Origin of the sequence: Marinomonas rhodophyticola (assembly GCF_026113935.1) — a bacterium.
GTDB classification, from domain to species: Bacteria; Pseudomonadota; Gammaproteobacteria; order Pseudomonadales; family Marinomonadaceae; genus Marinomonas; species Marinomonas rhodophyticola.
Map to the genome: position 1 here is coordinate 647,039 of NZ_JAPEUL010000009.1, position 25,246 is coordinate 672,284.

The following is a 25,246-nucleotide window of genomic DNA, read 5'->3' on the forward strand; positions in this document are numbered from 1 at the left end:
AATGGATTGAATAGGGAGTTAGGGTGAATGGAAAGTAAAGATGAAACCGTATTTGGGAAAGATGAAACATCTCATTGTCGTCGTGATTTTTTTAAAAAAAGTGCAATGTTGTCAGGCATTGCGTTAAGTGGTTTTTCGAGTAAGTTGTTCGCTGAGCCGCTAAGTCTTCAGTATCCTGATGAGCATGTAGAGATACTCGACGAGAGCTTTTCAAAATACCGCCTTTTTAACGCCAGTGTTGAGCGGTTAGCGACGGGAATGCGTTGGGCGGAAGGCCCAGTTTGGAGTGGTGATGGTCGTTATTTACTGGTCAGCGATATTGCCAATAACTGCATCATGCGTTGGGACGAAATCACCAATCAATTTAATGTTTATCGCCACCAATCCAATTATTCGAATGGCTTGTGTCGAGATCTTGAAGGGCGATTGATTGTTTGTGAGGGGTCCACAACGGAGACTGAAGGCCGTCGTGTGACTCGAACGGAACACAACGGAACGATAAAGGTATTGGCCGATAATTTTCAAGGGAAGCGTTTTAACTCGCCCAACGATGTGGTGGTGAAGCGGGATGCTTCTATTTGGTTTACGGATCCACCATTTCAGGCTGGTAGTATGTATGAAGGTCATATTGTCCAGACGGAGCTCCCCGATGCGGTATACCGTATTGATGGTAAAACGGGAGAGTTAACTCAAGTCATTAATAATTTGGCTGGGCCAAATGGGTTGTGCTTTTCGCCAGATGAATCTGTTTTATACGTGGTTGAATGCTTGTCACAACCTAGAAAAGTATGGGCTTATGATGTGATGCCCGATGGTACATTAGGCCGCCGTAAAGCCATTATTGCGGATATTCCTCATGCTGCGTTTGATGGCATTAAATGTGATCAAGACGGTAATCTGTGGTGTGGTTGGGGGAGTGACGGATCTAAAGGTCAACATCCCGACGAGCCTCAATGGTGTCATGGTCTTTAATAAAGACGGTAAGCCGATTGGTCATATTAAGCTGCCTGAATATTGTGCCAATATTTGCTTTGGAGGCACAAAAGGCAATCGTTTGTTTATGGCATCTTCCCACTCTATTTATGCTTTGTACGTTAATACACGAGGAGCTACCTTCGTTTAATATCAATTTAGCCATCAAGCCGCTACACTGATGTTTCGAATCATACTATTTTTACTTGATATAGAGGTGTAGAAGCATGGCACATCGAAAGCTTGAACCGCATGAGATAGAGCAGGCGCTTAGCCAATTAAATGCAGAAACGTCACAGGACTGGGTGGTAGAAAACGAAAAACTCAGTAAAACCTTCAAATTCAAAGACTTTCAGCATGCTTTTGGTTTTATGACCATGTGTGCGATCTACGCTGAAAAGCAAGATCATCATCCTGAATGGTTTAATGTTTACAATAAAGTCAGTATTCAACTCACGTCCCACGATGTGTCAGGCATTTCCCAAAAAGATTTCGACCTTGCTAAGAAAATGGCAGCCTTTGCATTGTCGGTGTAACCGATAACTCACGACGATACGTAGGCTTGCCGTTATGATTTAATGCGTCAGGATGGCGGCCAATAGCTGGCTTGACGTGGGTACGAGACCAAGCTTGATATCGAAAGGTTTGAACACCTTGTTGATAATCTCTGCAGTGTAATTGCCTTTATCGTTTTCGATCTCAGACAATGTCTTACGAGAAACGCCTGACAGTTTAGTATAGGCGTCTTGTCTCAGTCCCAGCACATCCACTCGTAACTCGCGCAGAGCTTCGCCTTGCGTCATTTCATCTAATAACAAACGTTTGATGATCTGGTTAATGGCGATCAGTTGATCTTCTTTACTCATCGGCTGTAGATTTTTTGACACACGCTGTCTTGTTAATGTGTTTGACGATTTTGCTTCCTCTGTTTTTGTAACAACAGAGTCGATCTTGTACTGTTTTTTCGGCAAATTGGCGGATGATGTTTTTTTAGACGTGTTTTCTTTGTGGTGTTTTTGTTCTTTACTTTCTTTTTTAGTATCCAACTTTGCTTGCTTCTTTTTGTGCTCACTTTTTTTCGTTTTGGTCTTATGCTTTTTTAGGGGTTGAGCACTGTCTAATTGTTCTTTCATCTTCATTTTATTGTCTCCATCTGCCTTAGGTAAGCGAGTTTGAATACCTCGGATAAAATGAGCTTACAGAGTTAATATGACAGATAAGTAACAATAATGCTAAAAACCACTTTGTTTTATAAGAGTGAGTATTTAACAGGTGTTACAACGTCCTCAATCCTGTTCGAGGACGCTTCGTGTATGTCTTTCTTACATAGTGACGTTTTTAACGTGCTCTAAGGAAGACATCATGAAGCGATTAACTATTTTTATTTTATGGGCGGCCTGCGGGACAGCGAACACTTTTGCGTATTCGGTAGGGTTTGATCAGATTCAGTTATACATGGACAGTGATAGGCCGTTAACAGCCAGTGTGTGGTATCCATCACAGACACCACTTCTTTTGGAAAGAATCGCAGAAAACGCAGCATTTTTGGGAACCGACGTGGTTCGAGTGGGAACGCCGCTGGCGGGTCAGTTTCCATTAGTTGTGATTTCTCATGGTTATCGTGGCAACTGGCGTAACCAAAATTGGCTAGCAACGAAATTAGCGCAAGATGGTTATATCGTGGCGTCGCTTGATCATCCTGGGACCACGTCTTTTGATCATTCTGCACAAGCGGCAGCTCAGTGGTGGCTGCGTGCTGGGGATTTGTCGCGTTTGTTGGATTGGTTATTGAACGAGTCTTACCTATTGCCAAATATCGATGCTAACAATGTCACCGCGATTGGCCATTCATTGGGTGGTTGGACTGTCATGTTGTTAGCCGGCGCGCAATTTGATCGTGACCAACTAAAGCACGAATGCGTGCTTAAAAATAATCCTCGAATGTGTGGTTTGATGCCTGAACTGGGCTTGGATCAACCACAAATTGGCGAGCAGACTGGCAGTTTAAAAGATGCGCGAATCAAGCGAGTTATTTCCTTGGATTTGGGCTTGGCGAGAAGCTTTTCCCGTCAGAGTTTACGGGTTCTAACTACACCCACATTGATCCTAGCCGCAGGCGTTGATATTGGCGATTTACCACAAGCGGAAGAGTCTGGTTTTCTCGCACAGTATATCCCTTCGAATAATCGTCAATACATTGTCTATCCAGACGCGGCGCACTTTAGTTTTATGCAACTCTGCAAGCCCGGCGCCATTGAGATGATAGAAGAGGAAGAACCGGGCGATGGTATTGTTTGCCAAGACGGTAATGGACAATCTCGGGATGACCTTCATCAAGTGATGTATCAAGACATCATTCGATTTATCCAAGCATTCTAGCTTTTCATATTTGCGCGCCGAAAGGCGCTCGGCGTCTGTTGTGTCACCCGAGAAAACTCTCGATGAAAGTTAGATTTCGTCTGAAAGCCAGAATCCATATAAATTTGGGTGATGGCTTTGTCGGTCGTCAGTAGCAGTGTTTTGGCCCGTTCAATACGATGTTCGTTCACCACTTGTGAGATATTGCGTCCGTAAACTTGGTTGATGGCAGCAGATATCTGACGGGCTGGAATACAGGCTTTTCTAGCGAGTCTATCGAGGGTTAAATCAGGATCGAGAAACACTTCTTTGGTGCTAAGCAGTACTTCTATTTTGTGTACTATGTCTTTTACTTCATCGTCGGTTAATGGATGCGGATTTTTGTCTTTTGATTCTTCTACGGGCGTTTGTTTTTCATGCTGATCAGACGTTTCGTTAACACTGGGTGCGATACTGAGGCTCATCATAATGACAGCGGTCGCCAGCACTGGCAGCAATACCGCATGACCAATAGAGAGGATGATCAGCGCATGTTCGCCAGCAAAAAAAGAAAAATCGACCGCCAAAGCACCATCAATCATAGCGGACATTAACAACATGATGCCTGCAATCCGCTCGGCTTTTAGAGCATTGTCGATATCCGATAAGCGTACTTGTTCAGGAAGGTTTGACGCTTTGAAAGACGCTCGAATCAGCGCAACGCCATAACCCACATAAAGCAGCGTTAACACTGGGTCCAAAGGCGGCCGCCAAAACGGATAGGTAAAAGACGCCAAGGTGACAAAAACAGGCGGCAATAAATGCCAAACTTTCAGTTTATGGCGTTGGTGGGCATTTGAAAAACAGTACCAAGCCGTAACGGGAATACACGATGCCAAGATGGGTTGAATAAGACGAAAGAGTGAATAATCAAACGTCCAACGTAATCCTACCACGGTCGTTGTAAGCGCACATAAGGCGATAAAAACAAACGCCGATTGCGTCGTTTCTTCTCGGCGAATGAACAACAAAATCGCCAAGATAGACAACAATAGGGCAATCACAAAAGGTAAGGGAATAGCGATCATTTTGGCTCCATTTTTTTACCGCTCAGATCTGTATTATGTCCTAGATCCTTATCAAGAACGTCCTCAAACCTGATTTAGGACGCGAATTTTTTATTCGCAACGTACTTTAAGCCTTCAGTATCACTTTGGGTTAATAAAAGGAGAAAAGTATGAACGGGTATCTGGATGCGTGGAAACGTTATGCACAATTTTCAGGAAGAGCATCACTGGAAGCATTTTGGATGTTCTTTTTGGTGAATGGTGTGATCTCGCTAGTGTTTGTCTTGTTGGAAATCTTTTTTCAAGCCACGTGGCAAATAGAAGCGCTTTATAGCGTGTTAGTTTTTTTACCCATGCTGTCTCTGACTGTACGTAGATTACATGACACTAACCGCTCCGCTTGGTGGTTGCTGGTGGTTTTGATTCCCGCGATAGGCATGCTTGTTTTGCTGGTGTTATTGGCTTTACCAAGTGAGCTAGACAGCGATTTTGGACATTATCGACAAAACAATCTGATGCTATAAACAGGAGCCAAACATGAAAGATGTTAATAACTTACCCCACTTATCCACCATGTTATGCTCAATCTTGCTACTTTTATCGGTTTCTGCCTGCAGCCGTGAAGCAAAAAACGTGGATCAGAGTAATTTGACATTTTCAGATGGCAAAAAAGCCGTGGTTTACATTGAGTCGCCGAAAGTTGGTACATTAATGTCACTTCGAGGTATCGCAGGGAAAGGTGAGCTTATTGTGAAAAGAAATACAGCCCAAACAGATAATTACCGCTGTGTTTCTGCTCCGATTCGATTCGCTGCGGGAGACTTCGGGGGCGACAGTATTGGCATTCAATCTATTGAACCCATTCGACTGTTTATTTACTCAGACAAGGTGGTAGAAAAACTGATTGGCGGCGATGAAGTGGTCAGTGAAGACTATGTCATCACTGATCAAAGCGATGCTAAATTGGGGGACATCAAAATTGAATCCGGCTTAACACTCAATTATGGCTTTGTGCTTAATCCTGGGGAGTGGTCTTGGTCGTCTGTATTTGGGTTGGATCATGAAGATATTGGGTGTGAACGATTGAGTTCACTTTAAAAAAGCCTCTGGAAACATGTTGTTTCCAGAGGCACGTCTTTATTTATCCAGGAATGTTTTCTCAAACAGGTCTGCAGGTAGCGGTTTACTGAATAGGTAACCTTGATAAATATTGCAGTCTAAGCCTTTTAAAATATTGAACTCGATACTGTGTTCAACACCTTCCGCGACCACTTCTAAGTTAAGTTTTTTACAGAGGGAGATAACGCTCTCTACCATGGTGAATAAGCTATCGTCTTTACTCATACTAGAAACAAAGGATTTATCTATTTTGACTTCATCAATGGGGAGCTTCCATAGTGAATTGAGAGAGGAAAACCCTGTACCAAAATCATCAAGAGAAATAGTAATACCATGTTCCCTTAAATTGTTTAAAGCAGTAATAGCTGTTTGATAGTTTTTCATGAAAACAGACTCGGTGATTTCTAAACAAATCATTTCTGCCGGAATATTATGTTTTTCTAGGAGATTCAGTAGGTCTTTTTCAAATTTTGGCTCAATTAATTGAATAGGACTGATATTTAAAGACAGTGTCTTGAAATCAACGGATGGTTTTCTTTTAAACCATTTGGCAAGTTGAAAACAAGCTTTGTCTATTATTTGCAAACCAAGTGGATAAATAAGGTTATTTTTTTCCGCGATTTCAATAAAGACGTCTGGACTGACAAAACCAAATTTTTCATGCTTCCAGCGTGCCAATACTTCTACACCAACGACGTGTTGTTGAGCATTCATTTGCGGTTGAAAATGAATGTCTAAACTGTTCTCGGCAATGCAATCACGTAAGTCCATTGTTAAGATGGTTTTTTTATTGAATAGGTCTTGGTCTTTGTGATCGAAAATATGGAAACGATTCTTGCCTTTGTTTTTTGCGGAGTACATCGCAATATCGGCTTGTTTGAGCGTTTCGTTAAAATCAAGCATTTTGACGTCTTCCGATATGATGCCCATGCTCGGTGTAATCACTAAGGTGTGTGCATTATCCAAAATTGGCTCACCAATACGCTGAATAATTTTATCGGCAATCAGTTCGGCTAAGGTTGGGTCTGGCAGTACTTGATGTGTTAGAACCACTACGAATTCATCGCCACCTAAACGTGCCACTAAATCGTTGGCGGTTGCACATTCGTTTAGTCTTTGCGCGATGGTGATGAGTAGCCTGTCTCCTGTTTCATGGCCCATGAAATCATTAACGTCTTTAAAATTATCCAGATCGATAAAAAGAACAGAAACATGAGTAATGTGTTTTTGTTCCTTCAATCCTTCGATAAAAGACCGTAGATGTTCTCGATTTGCCAATCCCGTTAGGGAGTCAAAATAGACACTTTGCTCGAGTTGGTTGATGCGCATTTGACTGTGTTTGGTACTAAAAAATCCTTCCCTGCGTTAAAAATGATTTCTAATAAGTGTCGGTCTTGTTCTTGCCAAGGGGAGCTTTCACCAGCGATATTTTGGCGCCATAACGCAAATGAACTTCTAGGCTCTAAGTGTCTTTCATTGTTTTCGATCACAATGTTGACGGTTTGTGGTGCGCCTCCCCATTGAATGCTCTTAGCGACTTCCTCTTTGCCAATAAAGACATAAAAATCATTGGGCACTTTTGCCCTTATCATGGCAATCCCGACCATGCTATGCAGACCTGGGATTTCGCCTTTTTCTTGATGGAGTTTTTCGGACTGAAAGTAAATGGCATCTTGTGTTGAGAACAGATTTTTTAATGCCTCGATAGTTTGATCGCCAAGACGTAAAAAAGAACTTCCTTCTAGGATATAAGACTGTTCTCTGTAGATAATACCAATAAAATGATAATGAGTGATGGTTTGTATTTTAAGTAAAACAGACTCAAATAGAGCGGCCGAGATATTGGCCATTTTTGCCTGATTGAATGATGCTTCAATATAAGATTGCGCGTTCATTAGGTAGGTCAGGCGTTTGATTTTTTCAGCAGGGATTAGATACGAGGTGATGATTTCACTGAACAATTCCCCTGAAATACGAAGTTGTGACACGACGTCATTGGTTGGCACTTTGGAGCATCATTATGGTGACAAACGACCATGCCCCACAGTGTGTCGCCTTTTTTATCGAAAGCGATAATGAAGCACTTACCTGCATATTTTTGAGATAGTGGCGATGTACCGGTGACATACTTCTCAAAATAGACAAGCTTTGATTGAGAGGTTGCCCATTTGGTAAGAGCGCTGGCTCTAGTGGGCATGGCTTGGCATCTATATCGGCAAAAAGGCGAATAGGGCTGAGTGTATAGAGCCTCCCGTGCTTGTTTGGGTATGTCCTCCGCAGGGAAACGCAGCCCTTTGTATTTTATCTCTTCACGTTCAGAGACCGCTTCGGCGACCACTTCTCCAGACCAATCGGGTAAAAAGCGGTACATCATCACTCGGTCGTATTGTGTATATTTTTGTAATTGACCGACTAATGTTTGGAACAGAGCTGTTTCATCATGGGACGATTTGAGCAAGGCCACCATATTATCAATTTGTGATAATAAGACACGGCTATCGTACTCAGACCCCGTATTGGGTGAAAACTCTAAACTGATCCAACCGTCAGCTCGGTGGGCAAAACAGCCCCAATCGGATGATTTAACAAGGCCTGATTCTTTGATTTCAAGCACCACCGATTTTTTAGACGACAAATGTGCGATAGATTTGATATCGGAGAATTCAACCCATTGAGTAATGTGACTACCGATCAGCTCAGGATAGCGGCTAGCTGACGAAGCCGCTGTTAAAATATCCAAGGTGTTACTGGAATGTTGGACAATCTGTAAAGTGTCCGCATCAAGGACTAACTGAAACCCGTGTGGTTGGATGGAACCTATGATTTGAATCGCTTCCGACGCGCATTGTGCTGCCTCGTCACTCGTAATTTTGCGTGTTTCAATGATCTCTTTTGTCATATTCCATGTCTCGTCCCGTTAAAATGGCCGATGCTAAAAATGATAGCGTATCCTAGTTGAATTAAGAGTGCCGTTACGAAATAAGCACATTTTGACTTGTTTAGACACACTATGACCTTATCTGAAAAGCCTATAAAATTCACTGATAAAATTATGAGAAAGGATTCTGTATTTGTCGTTTCGTGTCAAAATACGAGTCCAGTATGAATAAAAGCAAACGATACTTGTGTCTTTCATCCACTCCAATAAATTTAATTTATACGCTGTCGATTCAAATTAAGATCACTTTTGTGAGCACATCTACAAGGCAGTAAGAGAAAACGCGAAAGATCGACATAAAAGTCTTTTATCCAAATTTCCGAAGTAGGATCTTAGGATATAAAGATTGCTCATTTTAAAGAGCAAATTTAGGATTCGATGGCTGTTATGATTCAATTCCTAGACAGTCTATCTAATGTAAAAAGGAATAACATGTTTTCGCATATTTATTACGGTGTAAGTGATTTCGAACGAGCTTATGGTTTTTACAGTAAGCTAATGGCTTGTTTGGCCATACAAGAGCGTTTTTGTGATCGAGACAAACCTTGGGCTGGTTGGAATAGCGATAGCTCAAACGGTCGACCTTTATTCGTTATCAGCAAACCCTTTAATGGTGAAGCACACGATGCTGGCAATGGACAAATGATTGCCTTCAGTGCGAAAGATAGAGCCACCGTCACGGCAGCCTACGATTTAGCTATTGAAAACGGTGCCACATGTGAAGGCCGTCCCGGACTGCGCAGCGAATACCATGAAAGTTATTTTGGTGCTTATTTTAGAGACTTAGATGGCAATAAGGTTTGTGTTGTTTGTCATGGGGCTGAGTAACAATTTATTTATTCTTGAATCCGATGTTTGAAAAGGAGTTTTATGACAGTGTTAATACGTGACGCCAATCGAGGTGATTCAAGCATCATTCTTAGATTTGTTAAAGAGTTGGCCGCTTATGAAAAAGCGGAACATGAAGTCCTGGCCACCGAGCAGACAATTGCATCTTTTATTTTTCCGAATATTTCACAATAAAAGCCATAATCTGTGAGGAATAAGGGCATCCAATTGGCTTTGCGGTGTATTTTTTCAATTATTCCACATGGATAGGAAAACATGGCCTATATCTTGAAAATTTGTATGTTGCACCGTCGGAGCGAGATAGTGGCGCAGGCAAAGCCTTGCTAAAACATTTGGCAGGAATTGCTATTGTGAATGGCTGCGAAAGGTTTGAATGGAACGTTTTGGATTGCAATAAACCCGCTATCGACTTCTATGAATCACTAGGCGCAAAGCCTAAGAGTGAATGGCTGGGGTATCAGCTAACGGATGAACATCTCACTGTGCTGGCCGCTTTTTAAGCGATAACATATTTATTTTAAAAAGGAATTGATTTGAAAAAGACAATAGCTGTGATGATTTGCCTCCTGCTTTTTGGCTGCTCTCATGTTCCATTAGGAAGCATGCTTAGACTGAGTGCCTTTGATGAAAATAGTTTTTTAAGCTTAAACCCACATGAATTGAGAAGTCGAATTCAGATCGATAAACCGGTTGAAATAGACATATCCAAAACAGCGTTATCATTGAATTTAGAAACATCGACTGGATGGCTAGTTTTTGATTATCCATTGAAGGTTCTCTCTATTAAAAATATTCATAAAGATGACAACAACTGGTTTACATCGGCGACGGAACTTACGGAATATGAGTTTGTTCTATCAGATGAGGCTGTTCATAACTTTCAAGCTTTGCAAGAGAAAATGCAGTTGGAAAAGCCTAAAAGCTACCGTTTGAATATTGATGCCGAACTTGAAAAACTACCTAATGATCAAGACGAGATTACGCTATCTATCTTTGTAAGGCTGTTTGCAGAAAGTGATTATATTACCTTGTTTGATAGAGAATCTTTTGATGTTGACGAGCATAACTAAAGCAAGTGAAAGCCAAGTCATTAATTCTGAGTCAGAGCTGGATACCCTGTTCTCCAAAATTAAAGGACATGCTGCGTAGTTAATAGATTCGTATTAGACATATCAACAGTCACTCAATAGGGTTTGGATCATGCCTGATGGAGGGTATCTAGATGGATATTAGATTTGAGCCTATTGCTATCGATACACACTTTTTTCAATGTGTAGGATGAGATATTTATTAGTTTTAGGTTAAAAAAAGAGAATGCTCATAAAGATATGAATATATTAAAGGAATAGAAGATGGCCGATGCAAGTGTTGCGTTCGATGATGCAATTAAACATATAATGAAAAATTCAGAACAGTATCTTTACCAGTTTAATTTCTCAGCATGCGAGCTTTGGCTATGCAATGAATTATGTAAAATTTTGAATTTCGAAGCTGGCACTGGTGTATTTAGTGAAAAGAATGAGTTTATTTATAACGAAGATAAGAAAAGAGACTTGTCTATTTATCAATGGGATAAGAATGGCACTGAGAAATTGCTTGAGCATATAGAAGTGAAAGTAGTTTATCCTAAATATTTGTTAAGCCATAAAGTAAATTGGCTTGACTTATTAGTGAATAAACTTCATGGATCACAGCTAAATTTCAATGAATATGTTGGTTATCATGGCTGGGTGTTTTTTGTTTGGACATCTGATAGAAAATATTCAAAAAAATACCCCAATCCAACCGATTTTTTTAATAGAGATACTCAAGAGATTAAAACTAAATTGTCTCATTGTTATAATTCAAAAACAGACTTCCAATGTGTTGATATCATTGATGGAAGCTTTTTATGGAGAGGTGTTACTAAACGTATTGTTGTTAAAGGCATGCAATTTACTAAGGCAGCAAAACAGATTTCTGTTTGAATACTAATCTGATCTTCTATTACTAATTTGAACTACCCAAGTGAAAAAGCCAGTTTTTCTCTTACATTAAGAGAAAAAACTGGCTTTTTTGGAATTATGTTAAGAGGTCGAAAACTAAAGCACAGCCCCCATAAACTGTTTCAGTTCGTCGGTCTGTGGGTTGGATAAGACGGTTTTTGGGTCGCCTTGTTCCCAGACTTTGCCTTGGTGCATGAAGACAACTCGGCTGCCGACGTCGCGGGCGAAGTTCATTTCATGAGTAACCAGTACTAAGGTGATGCCTTCTTTTGCTAGTTGCTCGAGTACTTTTAATACTTCACCAACCAATTCAGGATCGAGGGCCGAGGTGATTTCGTCGCACAGCAATACCTTGGGAGACATCGCTAAGGCGCGGGCGATGGCGACACGTTGTTGCTGACCGCCAGAAAGCTTTTCTGGGTAGCTGTCGAATTTCTCTGCCAGTCCTACTTTCTCTAACATGGCGCGAGCGGTGGCTTCGGCTTCGGCTTTGCTTTTCTTCAACACAATCGTCGGTGCAAGCATGACGTTTTCGCCCACCGTCATATGTGGGAATAGGTTGAAGTTTTGGAAAATCATACCCACGCTTAGGGCAAGACGACGCACCTGAATGTCTTCTGTGGTGACTTCTTTGCCATCAACGGTAATACCGCCTTCTTGGTATTGTTCTAAGCCATTAATACAGCGCAATAGAGTGCTTTTGCCAGAGCCACTTTTGCCGATAATAGACACCACTTCGCCAGCTTTGATGACTAGATCGATGCCTTTGAGCACATGGTGATCGCCATAGTATTTATGGACTTGATGTAAGTTAACGAGAGACATTGAATTTTTTCTCCAGATGCTTGCTGTACAAAGACAGTGGATAACAGAGCATGAAATAAATCAGCGCGACCAGTGTGAATATTTTGAATGGCTCAAAAGTTGCGTTGTTTAGCATGGTGCCGACTTTAGTCAGTTCGACAAAACCAATCACCGATGCCAATGCTGTGCCTTTAATGACTTGCACTGAAAAGCCGACCGTTGGTGCTGTCGCCACACGAATCGCTTGTGGCAAGATAATAAAGCGCAAGGTTTGTAAGAAGCTCAAACCCAAACAACGACTGGCTTCCCATTGGCCTTTTGGTAATGTGTCGATACAGCCACGCCAGATTTCCACTAGAAAAGCACTGGTAAAAAACGTCAGCGACAAAATCGCCGCACTCCAAGCGGAAATTTCATAACCCAGCATGGATAAACCAAAGAAGCACAAGAACATCTGCATCAGTAGCGGTGTGCCTTGAAACAGTTCCACATAGATTTTTACAATACGTTGCATAACTGGATTACGCGTCAAACGCATGGCGGTTAATGTCAGTGCGACAGTGGTACCGCCGATAAACGCGGCGAGTGATAATAAAATGGTCCATTGTGTCGCAAAGAGTAGATTGCGCAGAATGTCGTAGTTAGAAAATTCGATCATTGAGTTTCCCTCATTTTACTTATTGAATGCTTGTTAATTTGACGTTCGATAAGCAAATAGGCGTTTTCCTAGTGCGTTGAAAGCAAACCTCAACAGAATAGACAAACCAAGGTACAACAAGGCTGTTACCAAGTAGCTTTCAAATGCGCGGAAGTTACGTGATTGCACCAAGTTGGCAGCGTAGGTTAAGTCTTGCACCGAGATCTGAGAGATCACCGCAGAACCCAGCATAACGATAATGCATTGGCTGGTGAGTGCTGGGTAAATTTTTTCAAATGCCGGAATGAAGATCACTCGAGTCAGGGTTTGGCGAAAGTTCAAACCCAATACCTTTGCGGCTTCCACTTGACCTTTTGAAATGCTGGCAAGGCCTGCGCGGATGATTTCAGTGCTGTACGCGCCAAGGTTAATCGTGAGAGCGATCATGCTGGCTTGCCATGGCGATAACATCATGCCAATGGCGGGAAGGCCGAAAAAGATAAAGAATAATTGCACTATGAACGGCGTGTTACGGATGAGCTCTCACATACACACTGACAACGCGTTGACTGGCTCGGTTGCCGTATTGGCGTACGGTCGCGCAGACCGTACCCAATGCCACTCCCAAGATCGTCGTCAGTACAGTGAGGCTCAACAGTGGTTTTTAAACCACTGAAGAACACGTCGCTGTATTGCAATAGATCAGAGAAATACAACATAACGAAACCCTTATGCGCCGAAGCCTTCAGGTAATGGTGCTTTTAACCATTTCATGGAAATGTTATTAAGTTCACCAGATGCTAACGCCGCTTGAATTAACTCGTTTACTTTGGCCTGTAAAGCCGTTTCACCTTTGGCCATGCCGATGTAGCAAGGCGAGTTTTTCAGCATAAATTTGTTTTCAGGGGCACGTTGTGGCTGACGATTCGCAATCTCAGCTGCCACTAAATTACCCGTAGCGATTAAGTTTACTTGACCAGATAAATAAGCGGTTAGCGTGGTATTGTTGTCTTCAAAGCGACGGATGTTCACCGACTTTGGCGCGTTCTTTTCCAACTCTAAATCTTCCACTGAACCGCGAGTGACGCCCACTGTTTTATCGGCCAGGTCGTCTACTTTGGTGACGGCCACATCTTTAGAACCAAACACGCCTAAAAAGAAAGGCGCATAAGGCGTCGAAAAATCGATGGCTTTTTCGCGCTCTGGGTTTTTACCAAGGCTAGAAATCACCAAATCGACTTTTTGGGTTTGTAGGTAAGGAATACGGTTGGCACTGGTGACGGGAACGATTTCGATTTTTACGCCCATTTCCTTCGCGATGTAATTGGCCATGTCCACATCAATACCTTGCGGTTTTAGGTCTGTACCAATTGAACCAAATGGCGGGAAGTCTTGCGGCACGGCAATACGAATCAAGTTGCGGTCTTTTATATCCTGCAGTACGTCAGCATTGGCACTGAGTGCGCTAAAGCTCGCTGCGATGATTAGGGTTTTGCTGAGTAGTTTGCTCAATCTTTTCATAGAGGGGTTCCTATTTGTGTTTGTGAATGCCTGAAACACAATTTGCAACACCCATGCCAACATGAAACAAAAGTTTCTTAACTATTGATTTATGTAACAAATAACAGCAAATAAGACGGAAAGTGCCTCGTTATCAAGCTCGATTACGACAAGGCTAAGCAATGAAATAGGGCGTTCTGTTTTTATATTGTGCGCCAATATAGGGCGAAGTTGATTTTTTGGTGCAACAATCTCTAAGGCGCCTAAAGTCGATAATCTAAGTTGGCAGAAGAATGATAATCCATTACCGTAGAGCAAAATATTTCCGAATTGAGGTTAATACGTGGCGACAAAGCAGGATGTGCTATCCCTGATCGAGCAGACTTACCCAACACTGTCTCCATCAGCGCGGTCCATAGCAAACTATTTACAACAAAATCCTTTGGCGATTGTGAGTCAAACATCCGCAGAGATTGCGGAAAATACCAATACGTCAAAAGCGACCGTAAGTCGTTTTTTTCGTCAACTGGGTTATGATTCCCAACAAGGTGCGAAGCAGGCGCAATTGGCATTGCGCGAAAGTGGTGTGCCGATTTTTACTCAAGGTTCGTCCTTGGATCAAACGGCGCAAGAGCTTAAAAATTTGTCTTTAACCTTTGAAGGCTTGCGACCAGATACCCTCAATGAGATCAGCGAGCGCTTGGCCAATGCGAAACGCGTCACCTTGATTGGTTTTCGTAATGCGTATCCGTTGGCGTTGCATTTTCGTCAGCAGCTGCAACAAGTGCGTCATTCCGTTCGTTTGCTGCCGCAACCGGGTCAAACATTAGGGGAAGATCTACACGATATTCTCGATGATGAAGTGATTGTCTTATTAGGTTTTAGGCGCCGTACTCGTCAATTCAAAAAAATCGTTGAAGCCTTGCAAGGCCGAACCACGGTGTTGATTACTGATCCAACAGGACAGATTTATAATCAACAAGTCTCTCATGTACTCGTCTGCCATCTTGGTAATGAAAGCCCGTTCGATAGTTATGCCGCGCCAATGAGTCTAATCTCAATGTTGTGCAATCGCGTGTTTGGTTTTCGAGGCGATGCGGCGGGCCGTCAGACGCAGGCGATTTCAGCATTGTATGAAGATTTGGACGAGCTCGAACCTTAATTTCTTAGGGGGAAATCCTCTTCAGCTTACTGCACAAACGTCGCGATGTTTTTTGTAGGGCACCATTCGGAGTGGTTTTGCGACAGGGCGATAGGAAAAATAGATTTATTTTTTTTGTTTCAGTTGACAGATTGGTGAAACGATTGTTTCATATGTATTAATCAAGCGGAGGACATATGAAACATTTCATGGTAGACAATCCTTTTTTGACACTCTCCAACGCCGTCTGGAGTGAGTCTGCGGTCACTGATAATGCTTTATCGTTAAGCGGTTTACGTTTGGCGGTGAAAGACTTGTTTCATATGGCGGGGCTGCCGACTTCTGCGGGAAATCCTACTTGGCTTGCGACTCATCCGATTCCGACAAAAACCGCGTCAAGTGTCACTGCTTTGCTTAATGCTGGGGCCAATTTTTGCGGTAAAACCATGACGGACGAGTTGGCGTACAGCCTCAACGGTCAGAATATTCATTACGGAACACCCTCAAATCCGATGACACCAGATCGTCTCCCAGGTGGCTCGTCATCGGGTTCGGCGGTGGCGGTGGCGTCAGGCCTTGCTGATATTGGTTTAGGAACAGACACCGGTGGTTCGATTCGTGTGCCAGCAAGCTACAACGGATTATTCGGATTGCGTCCGACGCATGGGGTGATTCCATCGGATAACATGGTGGCGCTGGCACCGTCATTTGATACGGTGGGTTGGCTTACCAAGGACTTAACCACGCTGGCCAAAACCGCCAGTATTCTGTTGAAAAGTAAGCCACCAAGAGAATTTACTAACGTCTTGATTGCAAAGAATTTAATGGATCAAGTGGCGCATGTAAAAGAACTAAAAGCTCAGCTGCAAACATGGCGTGAACACGGTTGTTTTCCCAAAGAAGCGTCTATCCTCATTGACACAAAAGCATGGAAAACCAGTGAGACATTCCGCACCTTGCAAGGCGCCGAGATTTGGCACGAACATGGCAAGTGGGTAAATGATGTCTCCGGTTTGGATAAAGATCGCGCGGTTTTTGCCCCTGATATTCAATTACGCTTTGATTGGTGCAAACACCTTTCTGAGGCGGATATTGCGGTAGCGCAACAACAAAGACAGCGTTTCACAGATTGGCTTGAAAGCGAAATAGAAGGGTCGGTGCTTATTATCCCGACCACACCAGGCTTAGCGCCTTTGTTTACAGCCGCTGATGAGGAACTTGCGGCCTATCGTAATCAGTTGATGGACATTACTGCCATTGCTGGGTTAGCGGGTCTTCCACAGTTACATTTACCTGTTTGTACTTTAGATGGTGCGCCCTGTGGCTTGTCTTTAGTGGAGCTCAAAAGGCACAGATTTGGCGCTGATTGAATTCGCAAAAACCTTAATGGAGTAGCGTCATGAAAAAGAACGAGATAGCGTTTACGGCGCCGCACTTTAAAGCTACGGAAGCGGGGCAAAAAATCCTTGAGCAAGGCGGTACCGCGATAGAGGCCATGGTGGCTGCTGCGGCGACGATTGCCGTGGTGTATCCGCATATGAATGGCTTGGGTGGCGACGGTTTTTGGTTGATCAGTGAACCAGGCAAAGCGCCGCTTGGCATAGATGCGTCTGGTAAAGCAGCGGAGTTAGCGACACTGGAATTTTACTGCGGTCACGACAGTATTCCCGCTCGTGGTGGGAAGGCCGCTTTGACTATGGCTGGCGCTGTAGCGGGTTGGCAAGAAGCCTTGGCGGTGAGCCAAGCTTGGCAAGCCGTCTCCAACGCACAAAACATGCCTTTATCGACCTTGCTGGATGATGCCATTCAATTAGCGAAAAACGGCAGTGAGGTGACGAAAACCTACGTTGACGCCAGTAAGAAAACCTTTGCTGATTTGGTCAGTGTGCAGGGTTTTGCTTCGTCGTTTTTGAAAGGCGGCAGCCTTTACCGTGAAGGCGATACATTGACCTTGCCGGTGTTGGCAAACACGCTGGAACAGCTTGCTGAAAAAGGTTTAGACGATTTTTATCATGGCGATATTGCTGCACGTTTGGCAAAAGATTTGGCGACCGCAGGCTCGCCGATTCGTTTGGCGGACTTTCATTCTTATCAGGCAAAACGTGTAGAACCTTTGCAGGTCAAAACCAGCGTTGGCACTCTGTATAACTTGCCTGCACCGACGCAAGGCATCGCGTCGTTATTGATCTTGGCTTTGTATGACAAGCTTTATACACAGGGCAAAACCGCCACAGACATGGCGCATTTGTTGATTGAATGCACCAAGCAAGCCTTTATTGCCCGTAATCAATTTGTCACTGACGAATCGCGTTTAGCAATGGATTTGGCGTCCTTGCTGGATGATGAGCAACTGGAAAAAATGTGTCACGAGATTGCCTTAGAGCGTGCGCAACCTTGGCCGCATCAAGCCAAACAGGGCGACACCATTTGGATGGGCGCCTGTGACAGTGAAGGTCGCATGGTCAGCTACATTCAGAGTTTGTATTGGGAATTCGGCAGTGGCGTGGTGAGTCCTGCCACTGGCATTGTATGGAACAACCGTGGCTCGTCGTTTTCACTGGAAAAAGGCTCATTGCAAGAGCTTGGTCCAAACCTCAAACCTTTTCATACGTTAAATCCGGCGTTTGCCGAGTTAAACGACGGTCGTCGCCTGAGTTACGGCACCATGGGGGGCGAAGGTCAGCCACAGACGCAAGCGGCCCTGTTTAGTCGTTATGTGTATCACAATCTGCCGTTGGATCAAGCCATCAGCGAAGGTCGTTGGTTGCTTGGTCGAACCTGGGGTGATGTCAGTCATAATTTAAAGATCGAACGAGACTTTGCTGATATCGCCGCCGAAGAATTGGTCGCACGTGGACACGATTTGGTGATCGTCGATGCGTGTAATGAATTAATGGGTCACGCCGGTGCGGTTGTGCTGCATCAAGATGGTCATACCGATGCGGCGACAGATCCACGCAGTGATGGTTCTGCCATTAGTGGTGCTTTGCGTTAATAGCACGGTTCGTTAGTCATACTTTTTTACGTAACAATCTCACTTAGGAGCAAACAGAAAGATGTCATTCATAATGGAAAACTATTCCATGATTCTCGCCATGATGGCCACCGGTGTGGTGGGCGGGATTTTAGCCGGTTTGTTAGGCGTTGGCGGTGGTATTGTTATCGTGCCGGTATTGTTTTTCTTGTATCAAGGGTTAGGTGTTAGTGCGGATACGGCTATGTTGGTGGCGACGGCCACGTCATTGGCCACCATAGTTCCCACGTCGATCAGCTCTATTCGTTCGCATAAAGCCAAAGGTAATGTGGATTTCGACTTATTGAAGCGTTGGGGCTTTTTTGTCTTCTTAGGCGTGATGATTGGCAGCTTTGTTGTGACACGCGTTGATGGCGAATGGCTGACGTTACTATTCGGTATTATTGCTACCTTGTCTGCGTTAAATATGCTGTTAGGTAAAAAAGACAGTCTGTTCAAATCCTTACCGGGTAATGCAGGCCAGGGTGTGATGGCCACCTGTGTGGGCTTTTTTAGCTCTATGGTGGGCATTGGTGGTGGTACGTTAACCGTTCCTTTGCTGACTTTCTGTAATTATCCAGCACACCGTGCGGTTGGAACAGCGGCTGCGGTGGGTTTGATCATTTCCTTGCCTGCGGCTTTGACCATGTTGATTTTCGGACAAAGCCCAGAAGATTCTCCTTACGGAACCGTGGGGTTAGTGAATCTTATTGGCGCCGCCTGCATTATTCCGCTGACGGTATTGTTTGCACCAGTTGGCGCGGGATTAGCCCAACGTTTAGACGCCGCTAAATTGAAGAAGGTCTTCGCAGTGGTGTTGATTTTCACTGGCGTAAAAATGCTTTATCAAGTGTTAGGTTAGGAGATTATTCATGCAGCCGCTTTCTTTTCCACCCAGACTATTAATGGGCCAGGCCCGATTAACTGCTATCCACGTGTGTTGTCTGCTATGTCGACTCAGTTGGTAGGGCAATACGATCCCACCATGACCAGTTACATGAATGAAGTCATGGAGTTGTATCGTCGCGTGTTTAATACCAAGAACCAACAAACCTTTTTGATCGATGGTACGTCTCGTGCTGGCATCGAAGCCGCTTTGGTGTCTTGTTTAGAACCGGGCGATAAAGTGTTGATTCCTATTTTTGGTCGCTTTGGTCATTTGTTGGCGGAAATTGCTGAACGCGCCGATGCCGAGGTTCACACCATCGAAGTGCCCTGGGGCGAAGTATTTGATCCGCAGCAAATTGAAGACGCGATCAAAAAAGTACGACCAAAATTGTTGGCGATTGTACAAGGCGATACGTCGACCACCATGTTTCAGCCATTAGAAGAGTTGGGTGATATTTGTCGTGCCCATGACGTGTTGTTTTACACCGATGCCACCGCTTCTATCGGCGGTAATCCATTGGAAGTCGACGCGTGGAAAATCGACGCGGTGACGGTGGGATTGCAAAAATGTCTTGGCGGTCCATCAGGCAGCGCTCCGATTACGCTAAGTGATCGTTTTGTGTCTTGTGTACGCAAACGTGCTCATGTGGAAGCGGGAATTCGTGACGCGCATCACCAAGGTTCGTCTGGTATGCGTATTCGCTCGAACTATTTTGATCTACCCATGATCATGGATTATTGGGGCGAAGAGCGTCTGAACCATCATACTGAAGCTGCGACCATGTTGTTTGGTTCCCGCGAATGTGCCATTCAATTGCTGAGTGAAGGCCAAGACGCGGTCATCCAGCGTCATCGGTTAGCGGGTGAAGCCATGTTAAAAGGCGTGCAGGCGATGGGCTTACAACCATTTGGTAATTTGAAGCATAAAATGAGCAATGTGGTGGGAATTCATATCCCAGCTAATGTTGATGGTGAAAAAATTCGTCATGACTTATTGACCATCTTTAACATCGAAATTGGTACCAGCTTTGGTCCATTAAAAGGCAAGGTTTGGCGTATCGGCACCATGGGCTATAACGCTCGCCAAGATGCGGTATTGCACACCTTGCAGTCGCTTGAAACCGTGCTGCGCCGTGCAGGATTTGCTTTACCAGCAGGTGCTGCTGTGGATGCAGCGATGGCTGTTTACAGTGGAGAAAAAGTGATGAATGGTGGTCTAGGAATTGACAGTCTAAAGATTGATTATAACAATCTCGCTCAGTTGGTCATGGACCGCTGTGACGAACTTGGCAAAATCAGTCAAAGCGATGATTGCCTAGATCGTCGTTATCTCACCAAAGAACACAAACAAGCCAATGGATTGGTAGGCGGCTGGATGCAAGACGCAGGCATGCAAACATGGCAAGACGAAGCGGGGAATCTCTGGGGGCGCTGGCAAGCGGCTAACCTAGACGCGCCGCGTTTTATCATGGGCAGCCATTTGGATACCGTACCAAACGGCGGTCAATATGACGGCATGTTAGGGGTGATTACGCCTGTTACCTTGATTGCAGCGATGAACCAAGCAGGTATTCGTCTGCCTTTTCACCTTGATGTGGTGGGATTTGGTGACGAAGAAGGCACGCGTTTTAGTTCGACCTTGTTAGGCAGTCGTGCGCTGACAGGTCAATGGCCAAGCAGTTGGGCGGATTTAAAAGACAGCGACGGTATTAGTTTAGCACAAGCGCTTAAAGATTTCGGTTCGGACTTTGCGAGCATTCCCAATGCCGCTATTTCAACGGATAACTTGCTTGGATACCTTGAACTGCACATTGAGCAAGGGCCAGTACTAGAAGATTTGGATTTGCCCGTTGGTGTGGTTAGTGCTATCGCAGGGGCAAAACGCTTTGAATTTAATATCACGGGCATGGCAGGCCACGCGGGCACTGTGCCGATGAATCTGCGTCAAGATGCCCTTTGTGCCAGTAGTGAAATGATTCTTGCAGTAGAAAGAGTTGCACAAAATCATGGCATTGTTGCCACTGTGGGACGTATTCAAAATCGACCCAATGGCGTGAATGTGATTTCTGGTAATACTGGATTTTCTCTCGATATTCGTAGTGAATTTGATGACAAACGCGACGTAGCACTAGACGAAATCTTGCTGGAGTTAGACGCTATTGCGGCTCGTCGTAATGTGCGCATTGAGCGTAAAGCGACCCACGCCGCCAACGCCGTGCATTGTGACGCAAAATTGCAAAGCGTGCTACGCAATGCTATCGAAACACAAAATATTCCCGTACATACCTTGTTCTCTGGCGCGGGACATGACGCTATGGCGATGGCCGATATTTGCCCCGTGGCCATGTTGTTTATGCGTTGCGATAAAGGCATTAGTCATCACCCAGCGGAAGCCATTGATACGCCAGATGTGGCGGTAACCTTGGCCGTGTTGAGCCGCACATTACAGAATTTAACCTAAAGGTTTGTTTGTGGCTACTCCGCATAACGCCTCGCTCCCCGAGCAGGCTCGAAGAATCGCTCTGGCGTTATGCTGAATAGCTGGTTGTGTGCGGTGTAACGCCTCGCTCCTGTTGTACTTTACCCAGTATCACGCCTCGCTCCTGTTGTACTTTACCCAGTATCACGCCTCGCTCCCCGAGCAGGCTCGAAGAATCGCTCTGGCGTAATTCTGGGTTAAGTGAGTAGGTTTGCATTCGATGTATACGCGACTAAAAGCTTCCATGCGTTTAATTGGCGTTGACGTGTCGAGGAACGAGACAATACGCAAGCCAATCGAATCGCATGGACGCTTATGATGGCGGTAAACGAGCAGGCTCGTGGCGTTGTCTTCGATAGAAAAAATATGAAAACGCAAGTGAATTAAATTGCGTGGACGCTGATGATTTACGGTAAATAGAGGAATATTCGATGCAATTTACACGCATTTTTAACGACGATCAGGGCAAGAGCCATTTCGGTGATTTGAATGTTGATGTTCGTGATGGTGGCCCAATTGGTTTTTTGTCATCGCGTTTTCCAGTGGGGGAAATGATGTTTCGTGAAACCCCAAGTGACTATGATTTTAAATGGCACCCAGCACCGCAGCGTCAATTATTGTTCATCATCAAAGGTCGTTGTGAATTTACCGTATCGTCTGGTGAAACCCGTCAATTTGGTGCAGGTGACGTTGTCTTGTTGGAGGATACAGAAGGCGAAGGCCATTGCAGTAAAGCTCTGTTTAACGAAGTCAGACACTCGATTTTTGTTACTGTGCCGCAAGATGTGGTGTTTTAAGTGAGGCTCGCTTGTTTACTAGGAATAAAGAGTCAAAGGGCTAAAAGCCCTTTGACTAGAGGTGCGAGAATAGGAATTTTTGAGACTCTTTTAAGCCTTGGTGAATGGCTTTGATGTGTTTGACTACGCAGTTCTCTAATTCGGCTAAGTTATCTATCTTTTCTGTGCTTGTCTGAGTCATCTTTTGGGTGAGTTGATTGATTTGCTCTAACTCGTGACCAATACGAATAAAATCCGGTGTTTTTCTAAAATCGAATTCGTTATCTGTGCCGTTGAAATACCAATCCCCAAAAGCTGTTTCTTTTATGTTGACTGGTTGTGTCTGAATATTGCCTTTTAATGCAGAGATTAGGTAGTTTGACTTCCAACAGTTTAGTTCAAGAAGCGCTGATGATGTGTGTGCAAACGCCATGGATTTATAGCCAACTTCCATTAATGTTTGAGAGCTTTCAGCGGTTTTTTGAAAAGATGTATCTAGGTCGTTACAAGATCGACTGACATCCAATGTAGCGCGGTGTAGTGACTCTATTTGTTGACTGACTTTTAGTGTTCGGTTATCGATACGATGAACAAGGGCAGAAATCTGCTCGCTGGAATCTTTAGCTTTGGTTGCCAAGGTTCTCACTTCGTCTGCGACCACTGCAAAACCACGACCATGCTCACCTGCTCGTGCGGCTTCAATGGCAGCATTTAATGCCAATAGATTAGTTTGTTCAGAGATACTTTGAATCGTATCGGTGAAGCCTTTGATTTCATTGGCTATGTCTTTTAGTCCATTGACATCTTCTAGGCTGAGGTGAGTTTGGGATGCAATCTCAGCGAGTGCTTTGGTTAATTTGTTGATTACTTCTTTGTTTTGCTCAATATCTTGATTGCTGCCTTCTGACGCGCTCATTGGTTCAAACAATAATTCAGATATTTGGTTGAGCGCAGACAAGGCACTTTCAATGATGTCTTGTTGAGGCGCTAAAAATCGCTCATCGATTTTCGTTAGGGGAGTCGATAGCGCTTTTGCCTCGTGTGAGGCAATATCCGTTGTTAATTTGGTGATTTCCTTTTCTAAAACTCGCTTTTCAGCGTGGATTATAGCCAGTTCATTTTCTAGTATTTGAATGCGCTTTTTGCCAAACCACATAGGCACTGTCCTTTATGTGTGAAAACGGTTGGTGTTTGCCAATGGCAGAACATTGTTAAAAAAAGCGCCAGTGTCTTTGTTGGGAGGCGGTGACACTGGCACTTTTAAAGTGGACAAATTAAGCCATGAACAGGAGGACCATTAGAGGTTACTGGTTATCAGGCTCAAACAAGCCTCGTTTCATGAAAAATTTCACCCATATCGCACCGATAATACACAGCACCAGTAATATACCGCCGGTAATGCTGTATACCATCTCGGTCATTTCAGGCGACGGTGAGTTGTTTAAGGCAACATATAACATGGCCGCAATGCCCAATATTTGTGGTAAAGGATAGAAGGGTGTGCGGTATGGGCGAGGGTGATTTGGCATACGTTTACGTAATACGATGACATTGATGTGGGCGACGATGTAAGCCAATAGCCAGCTGGTGGTGGCGGCAATGACTAGGGTGATTAACGAATCAATCCCCAAGGCGAAGTAGGGAATAGTCGTTAAACCTGTGATCATGAGTATGCCAACCCAAGGGGCATCGAAGCGGTTTTTGGCTTTTAACTGGGGGAAAGCTTGGCCCTGTTCGGCCATACCTTGTAGCATTCTTGGCACAGCTGCGAGCACGGTATTCATGGTGCAGCAGGTTGCTGCTAAGCCCATGACCGTCGCAATGATCAGTCCACCTTTGCCAAATACTGCATTGGCGTAATCTAAGAAAGGTAGAGGTGCACCGACGAGTTGATCGACGTTTAAGTAAAGGCTTGCTCCATAGACAAAGACAGTGAAGATGAAGAAAATCATAAATAAAGATAAGTGCATAGCGCGAGGAATACTTTTATGAGGATCTTTGACTTCTTTAATCATAGGGCAAATAAACTCTACCCCGACCATCATCCATAATGCTAAGCCGACCAAGCCGATAAAACTGCCATCCATTACGCCGCCAAATTCCCAGTCTACCGTCGTTCCAGTGAGAACAGGGTGAGGTTCGTTGGAACCCGTTATGGCAACAATGCCAGTAAGAATAAGCGCGCTAACCAAGATAAAAGCGAGGATGTTTTGAATACGTGCAAAAACATCTGTCCCAATTAAGTTAGTCAGGGTGAACACAAATAGGATAACTAAAGGGATTGTATTTTCAGGTAATACGCTTGGTAGAAGCTGACTTAGCATGGCATCGACTAAGAACATTTCTACTGGGATGGCAAGTACAGCCACCACAACATAGCCTGCGAACACAGATACAATAGCGGGAAAGTGGCCTATCGCCTTTTGAGTATAAGTTGCTAAGGTTCCTTCTTGCGGGAACATTAACGAGAGTTCAGAAAAACTCATGGCGTTGAATTGAGCTAGAATGAGCGCTACGACCATCGCGGCAATAAACCCCATACCGCCGATTCCTATGCCTTGTAACGCTGAGATCATTGAACCTTGTACAATGACCAAACCGATACAAATCGCCATCATAGTTGGCAATCTCATTTTTGATTTACTTGGATTTGTCGCTGATAAGTCAGCTGTCATTATCGTTCCTGAACTTGTGATATTGCTCATTTTTTTGTTCCTTTTGTTAATAGGGAACCATCATGT

30 protein-coding genes are annotated in these 25,246 nt (G+C 44.2%); 18 read left to right on the forward strand and 12 right to left on the reverse strand.

The genetic code is table 11. The features are described from left to right. The first annotated feature begins 27 nt into the window (after window positions 1-27). The 3 genes from ONZ52_RS17680 to ONZ52_RS17690 all read left to right on the forward strand — a co-directional run bounded on the left by ONZ52_RS17680 (window position 28) and on the right by ONZ52_RS17690 (window position 1,508). Window positions 28-972, forward strand: a complete 945-nt coding sequence (locus tag ONZ52_RS17680; protein ID WP_265220003.1) for an SMP-30/gluconolactonase/LRE family protein — start codon at window positions 28-30, stop codon at window positions 970-972. Further along, window positions 962-1,123 carry an SMP-30/gluconolactonase/LRE family protein gene (locus ONZ52_RS17685; protein ID WP_265220004.1) on the forward strand — a complete coding sequence of 54 codons (162 nt, stop codon included), beginning with the start codon at window positions 962-964 and terminating at the stop codon, window positions 1,121-1,123. Before ONZ52_RS17680 ends, ONZ52_RS17685 begins: the two co-directional genes overlap by 11 nt. A gap of 76 nt (window positions 1,124-1,199) precedes the next feature. Continuing rightward, window positions 1,200-1,508: a 4a-hydroxytetrahydrobiopterin dehydratase gene (locus ONZ52_RS17690; RefSeq protein ID WP_265220005.1), complete on the forward strand. Its 309-nt coding sequence runs from the start codon at window positions 1,200-1,202 to the stop codon at window positions 1,506-1,508. Between the two features lie 39 nt (window positions 1,509-1,547). Here ONZ52_RS17690 and ONZ52_RS17695 read toward each other — a convergent pair whose 3' ends face one another. Beyond that, window positions 1,548-2,111 (reverse strand): helix-turn-helix transcriptional regulator, encoded by a 564-nt coding sequence (locus ONZ52_RS17695; RefSeq protein WP_265220006.1) that lies wholly within the window; start codon window positions 2,109-2,111, stop codon window positions 1,548-1,550. A gap of 223 nt (window positions 2,112-2,334) precedes the next feature. Here ONZ52_RS17695 and ONZ52_RS17700 point away from each other — a divergent pair, with 223 nt between their 5' ends. Further along, a complete protein-coding gene (locus ONZ52_RS17700; RefSeq protein WP_265220007.1) occupies window positions 2,335-3,351 on the forward strand; it encodes an alpha/beta hydrolase family protein in 1,017 nt (338 codons plus the stop codon). Here ONZ52_RS17700 and ONZ52_RS17705 read toward each other — a convergent pair. Then, complete coding sequence (locus ONZ52_RS17705; protein WP_265220008.1) at window positions 3,348-4,397, reverse strand: helix-turn-helix domain-containing protein; 1,050 nt, start codon at window positions 4,395-4,397, stop codon at window positions 3,348-3,350. The two genes, ONZ52_RS17700 and ONZ52_RS17705, sit on opposite strands and share 4 nt — an antisense overlap. A gap of 149 nt (window positions 4,398-4,546) precedes the next feature. Between ONZ52_RS17705 and ONZ52_RS17710 the strand changes: the two genes are divergently transcribed. Further along, window positions 4,547-4,900, forward strand: coding sequence for a DUF805 domain-containing protein (locus tag ONZ52_RS17710; protein ID WP_265220010.1), 354 nt, complete (start codon window positions 4,547-4,549; stop codon window positions 4,898-4,900). A gap of 13 nt (window positions 4,901-4,913) precedes the next feature. After that, window positions 4,914-5,474, forward strand: a complete 561-nt coding sequence (locus ONZ52_RS17715) for a hypothetical protein (RefSeq protein ID WP_265220011.1) — start codon at window positions 4,914-4,916, stop codon at window positions 5,472-5,474. A 39-nt stretch (window positions 5,475-5,513) separates the two neighbouring features. Here the strand turns inward: ONZ52_RS17715 and ONZ52_RS17720 are convergent, their stop codons facing one another. Genes ONZ52_RS17720 through ONZ52_RS17730 form a run of 3 tightly spaced genes read right to left on the reverse strand, consistent with a single transcriptional unit; the run spans window position 5,514 to window position 8,394 of the window. Next, the gene (locus ONZ52_RS17720; protein WP_265220012.1) at window positions 5,514-6,824 is read right to left on the reverse strand and encodes a putative bifunctional diguanylate cyclase/phosphodiesterase; all 1,311 of its coding nucleotides are present in this window, start codon (window positions 6,822-6,824) and stop codon (window positions 5,514-5,516) included. Next, window positions 6,779-7,456, reverse strand: coding sequence for a GAF domain-containing protein (locus ONZ52_RS17725; protein ID WP_265220013.1), 678 nt, complete (start codon window positions 7,454-7,456; stop codon window positions 6,779-6,781). The genes ONZ52_RS17720 and ONZ52_RS17725 overlap by 46 nt, the downstream gene beginning before the upstream one ends. Beyond that, window positions 7,426-8,394 (reverse strand): phytochrome family protein, encoded by a 969-nt coding sequence (locus ONZ52_RS17730; protein WP_265220014.1) that lies wholly within the window; start codon window positions 8,392-8,394, stop codon window positions 7,426-7,428. The genes ONZ52_RS17725 and ONZ52_RS17730 overlap by 31 nt, the downstream gene beginning before the upstream one ends. Before the next feature lie 471 nt (window positions 8,395-8,865). Between ONZ52_RS17730 and ONZ52_RS17735 the strand changes: the two genes are divergently transcribed. From ONZ52_RS17735 to ONZ52_RS17750, 5 genes are all read left to right on the forward strand, one after another. Next, the gene (locus tag ONZ52_RS17735) at window positions 8,866-9,261 is read left to right on the forward strand and encodes a VOC family protein (RefSeq protein WP_265220015.1); all 396 of its coding nucleotides are present in this window, start codon (window positions 8,866-8,868) and stop codon (window positions 9,259-9,261) included. Between the two features lie 42 nt (window positions 9,262-9,303). Further along, entirely contained in the window at window positions 9,304-9,456 is a 153-nt protein-coding gene (locus tag ONZ52_RS25075; RefSeq protein WP_346433245.1) for a hypothetical protein, read from the forward strand. Window positions 9,457-9,500: 44 nt separating this feature from the next. Next, complete coding sequence (locus ONZ52_RS25080; protein ID WP_346433246.1) at window positions 9,501-9,782, forward strand: GNAT family N-acetyltransferase; 282 nt, start codon at window positions 9,501-9,503, stop codon at window positions 9,780-9,782. A gap of 33 nt (window positions 9,783-9,815) precedes the next feature. Next, window positions 9,816-10,352 carry a hypothetical protein gene (locus ONZ52_RS17745; RefSeq protein WP_265220016.1) on the forward strand — a complete coding sequence of 179 codons (537 nt, stop codon included), beginning with the start codon at window positions 9,816-9,818 and terminating at the stop codon, window positions 10,350-10,352. A 282-nt stretch (window positions 10,353-10,634) separates the two neighbouring features. Further along, on the forward strand, window positions 10,635-11,249 hold the full coding sequence (locus tag ONZ52_RS17750; protein ID WP_265220017.1) for a hypothetical protein: 615 nt from the start codon (window positions 10,635-10,637) through the stop codon (window positions 11,247-11,249). A 114-nt stretch (window positions 11,250-11,363) separates the two neighbouring features. Here the strand turns inward: ONZ52_RS17750 and ONZ52_RS17755 are convergent, their stop codons facing one another. From ONZ52_RS17755 to ONZ52_RS17765, 3 genes are read right to left on the reverse strand one after another with little or no spacing between them, the layout of a single operon-like run. After that, window positions 11,364-12,092: an amino acid ABC transporter ATP-binding protein gene (locus ONZ52_RS17755; protein ID WP_111609155.1), complete on the reverse strand. Its 729-nt coding sequence runs from the start codon at window positions 12,090-12,092 to the stop codon at window positions 11,364-11,366. Next, window positions 12,079-12,729 carry an amino acid ABC transporter permease gene (locus ONZ52_RS17760; protein WP_265220018.1) on the reverse strand — a complete coding sequence of 217 codons (651 nt, stop codon included), beginning with the start codon at window positions 12,727-12,729 and terminating at the stop codon, window positions 12,079-12,081. Before ONZ52_RS17760 ends, ONZ52_RS17755 begins: the two co-directional genes overlap by 14 nt. A gap of 33 nt (window positions 12,730-12,762) precedes the next feature. Further along, window positions 12,763-13,224 carry an amino acid ABC transporter permease gene (locus tag ONZ52_RS17765; protein WP_265220019.1) on the reverse strand — a complete coding sequence of 154 codons (462 nt, stop codon included), beginning with the start codon at window positions 13,222-13,224 and terminating at the stop codon, window positions 12,763-12,765. 19 nt (window positions 13,225-13,243) lie between these two features. Here ONZ52_RS17765 and ONZ52_RS17770 point away from each other — a divergent pair, with 19 nt between their 5' ends. Then, window positions 13,244-13,384: a hypothetical protein gene (locus tag ONZ52_RS17770; protein WP_265220020.1), complete on the forward strand. Its 141-nt coding sequence runs from the start codon at window positions 13,244-13,246 to the stop codon at window positions 13,382-13,384. Window positions 13,385-13,437: 53 nt separating this feature from the next. Here the strand turns inward: ONZ52_RS17770 and ONZ52_RS17775 are convergent, their stop codons facing one another. After that, window positions 13,438-14,229, reverse strand: coding sequence for a transporter substrate-binding domain-containing protein (locus ONZ52_RS17775; protein ID WP_265220021.1), 792 nt, complete (start codon window positions 14,227-14,229; stop codon window positions 13,438-13,440). 322 nt (window positions 14,230-14,551) lie between these two features. Here ONZ52_RS17775 and ONZ52_RS17780 point away from each other — a divergent pair, with 322 nt between their 5' ends. The 5 genes from ONZ52_RS17780 (at window position 14,552) to ONZ52_RS17800 (ending at window position 21,711) form a co-directional block, all read left to right on the forward strand. Continuing rightward, a complete protein-coding gene (locus ONZ52_RS17780) occupies window positions 14,552-15,370 on the forward strand; it encodes a MurR/RpiR family transcriptional regulator (RefSeq protein ID WP_265220022.1) in 819 nt (272 codons plus the stop codon). A 176-nt stretch (window positions 15,371-15,546) separates the two neighbouring features. After that, window positions 15,547-16,719: an amidase gene (locus tag ONZ52_RS17785; RefSeq protein WP_265220023.1), complete on the forward strand. Its 1,173-nt coding sequence runs from the start codon at window positions 15,547-15,549 to the stop codon at window positions 16,717-16,719. A gap of 29 nt (window positions 16,720-16,748) precedes the next feature. After that, entirely contained in the window at window positions 16,749-18,344 is a 1,596-nt protein-coding gene (locus tag ONZ52_RS17790; protein ID WP_265220024.1) for a gamma-glutamyltransferase family protein, read from the forward strand. A 61-nt stretch (window positions 18,345-18,405) separates the two neighbouring features. After that, the gene (locus ONZ52_RS17795; protein WP_265220025.1) at window positions 18,406-19,224 is read left to right on the forward strand and encodes a sulfite exporter TauE/SafE family protein; all 819 of its coding nucleotides are present in this window, start codon (window positions 18,406-18,408) and stop codon (window positions 19,222-19,224) included. Between the two features lie 87 nt (window positions 19,225-19,311). Continuing rightward, complete coding sequence (locus ONZ52_RS17800) at window positions 19,312-21,711, forward strand: allantoate amidohydrolase (RefSeq protein WP_265220026.1); 2,400 nt, start codon at window positions 19,312-19,314, stop codon at window positions 21,709-21,711. Window positions 21,712-21,778: 67 nt separating this feature from the next. Here the strand turns inward: ONZ52_RS17800 and ONZ52_RS17805 are convergent, their stop codons facing one another. Then, window positions 21,779-21,946: a hypothetical protein gene (locus ONZ52_RS17805; protein WP_265220027.1), complete on the reverse strand. Its 168-nt coding sequence runs from the start codon at window positions 21,944-21,946 to the stop codon at window positions 21,779-21,781. Between the two features lie 214 nt (window positions 21,947-22,160). Between ONZ52_RS17805 and ONZ52_RS17810 the strand changes: the two genes are divergently transcribed. Further along, on the forward strand, window positions 22,161-22,526 hold the full coding sequence (locus tag ONZ52_RS17810) for a cupin domain-containing protein (RefSeq protein WP_265220028.1): 366 nt from the start codon (window positions 22,161-22,163) through the stop codon (window positions 22,524-22,526). A 55-nt stretch (window positions 22,527-22,581) separates the two neighbouring features. On the opposite strand, the gene ONZ52_RS17815 is transcribed toward ONZ52_RS17810, so the two are convergent. Further along, complete coding sequence (locus ONZ52_RS17815) at window positions 22,582-23,661, reverse strand: methyl-accepting chemotaxis protein (protein ID WP_321160362.1); 1,080 nt, start codon at window positions 23,659-23,661, stop codon at window positions 22,582-22,584. A gap of 148 nt (window positions 23,662-23,809) precedes the next feature. Continuing rightward, entirely contained in the window at window positions 23,810-25,210 is a 1,401-nt protein-coding gene (locus ONZ52_RS17820) for an APC family permease (protein WP_265220029.1), read from the reverse strand. Window positions 25,211-25,246: the final 36 nt, after the last annotated feature.

Coding starts and splice junctions, on each gene's coding strand:
- ONZ52_RS17755 (WP_111609155.1), bottom strand. CDS start 12,092: ATGTCTCTCGTTAACTTACATCAAGTCCATAAATACTATGGCGATCAC.
- ONZ52_RS17695 (WP_265220006.1), bottom strand. CDS start 2,111: ATGAAGATGAAAGAACAATTAGACAGTGCTCAACCCCTAAAAAAGCAT.
- ONZ52_RS17720 (WP_265220012.1), bottom strand. CDS start 6,824: ATGCGCATCAACCAACTCGAGCAAAGTGTCTATTTTGACTCCCTAACG.
- ONZ52_RS17700 (WP_265220007.1), top strand. CDS start 2,335: ATGAAGCGATTAACTATTTTTATTTTATGGGCGGCCTGCGGGACAGCG.
- ONZ52_RS17705 (WP_265220008.1), bottom strand. CDS start 4,397: ATGATCGCTATTCCCTTACCTTTTGTGATTGCCCTATTGTTGTCTATC.
- ONZ52_RS17680 (WP_265220003.1), top strand. CDS start 28: ATGGAAAGTAAAGATGAAACCGTATTTGGGAAAGATGAAACATCTCAT.
- ONZ52_RS17810 (WP_265220028.1), top strand. CDS start 22,161: ATGCAATTTACACGCATTTTTAACGACGATCAGGGCAAGAGCCATTTC.
- ONZ52_RS17730 (WP_265220014.1), bottom strand. CDS start 8,394: ATGACAAAAGAGATCATTGAAACACGCAAAATTACGAGTGACGAGGCA.
- ONZ52_RS17795 (WP_265220025.1), top strand. CDS start 18,406: ATGTCATTCATAATGGAAAACTATTCCATGATTCTCGCCATGATGGCC.
- ONZ52_RS17690 (WP_265220005.1), top strand. CDS start 1,200: ATGGCACATCGAAAGCTTGAACCGCATGAGATAGAGCAGGCGCTTAGC.
- ONZ52_RS17685 (WP_265220004.1), top strand. CDS start 962: ATGGTCTTTAATAAAGACGGTAAGCCGATTGGTCATATTAAGCTGCCT.
- ONZ52_RS17735 (WP_265220015.1), top strand. CDS start 8,866: ATGTTTTCGCATATTTATTACGGTGTAAGTGATTTCGAACGAGCTTAT.
- ONZ52_RS17750 (WP_265220017.1), top strand. CDS start 10,635: ATGGCCGATGCAAGTGTTGCGTTCGATGATGCAATTAAACATATAATG.
- ONZ52_RS17760 (WP_265220018.1), bottom strand. CDS start 12,729: ATGATCGAATTTTCTAACTACGACATTCTGCGCAATCTACTCTTTGCG.
- ONZ52_RS17710 (WP_265220010.1), top strand. CDS start 4,547: ATGAACGGGTATCTGGATGCGTGGAAACGTTATGCACAATTTTCAGGA.
- ONZ52_RS17820 (WP_265220029.1), bottom strand. CDS start 25,210: ATGAGCAATATCACAAGTTCAGGAACGATAATGACAGCTGACTTATCA.
- ONZ52_RS17805 (WP_265220027.1), bottom strand. CDS start 21,946: ATGCAAACCTACTCACTTAACCCAGAATTACGCCAGAGCGATTCTTCG.
- ONZ52_RS17800 (WP_265220026.1), top strand. CDS start 19,312: ATGTCGACTCAGTTGGTAGGGCAATACGATCCCACCATGACCAGTTAC.
- ONZ52_RS17770 (WP_265220020.1), top strand. CDS start 13,244: ATGAGCTCTCACATACACACTGACAACGCGTTGACTGGCTCGGTTGCC.
- ONZ52_RS17785 (WP_265220023.1), top strand. CDS start 15,547: ATGAAACATTTCATGGTAGACAATCCTTTTTTGACACTCTCCAACGCC.
- ONZ52_RS25075 (WP_346433245.1), top strand. CDS start 9,304: ATGACAGTGTTAATACGTGACGCCAATCGAGGTGATTCAAGCATCATT.
- ONZ52_RS17815 (WP_321160362.1), bottom strand. CDS start 23,661: ATGTGGTTTGGCAAAAAGCGCATTCAAATACTAGAAAATGAACTGGCT.
- ONZ52_RS17775 (WP_265220021.1), bottom strand. CDS start 14,229: ATGAAAAGATTGAGCAAACTACTCAGCAAAACCCTAATCATCGCAGCG.
- ONZ52_RS17790 (WP_265220024.1), top strand. CDS start 16,749: ATGAAAAAGAACGAGATAGCGTTTACGGCGCCGCACTTTAAAGCTACG.
- ONZ52_RS17715 (WP_265220011.1), top strand. CDS start 4,914: ATGAAAGATGTTAATAACTTACCCCACTTATCCACCATGTTATGCTCA.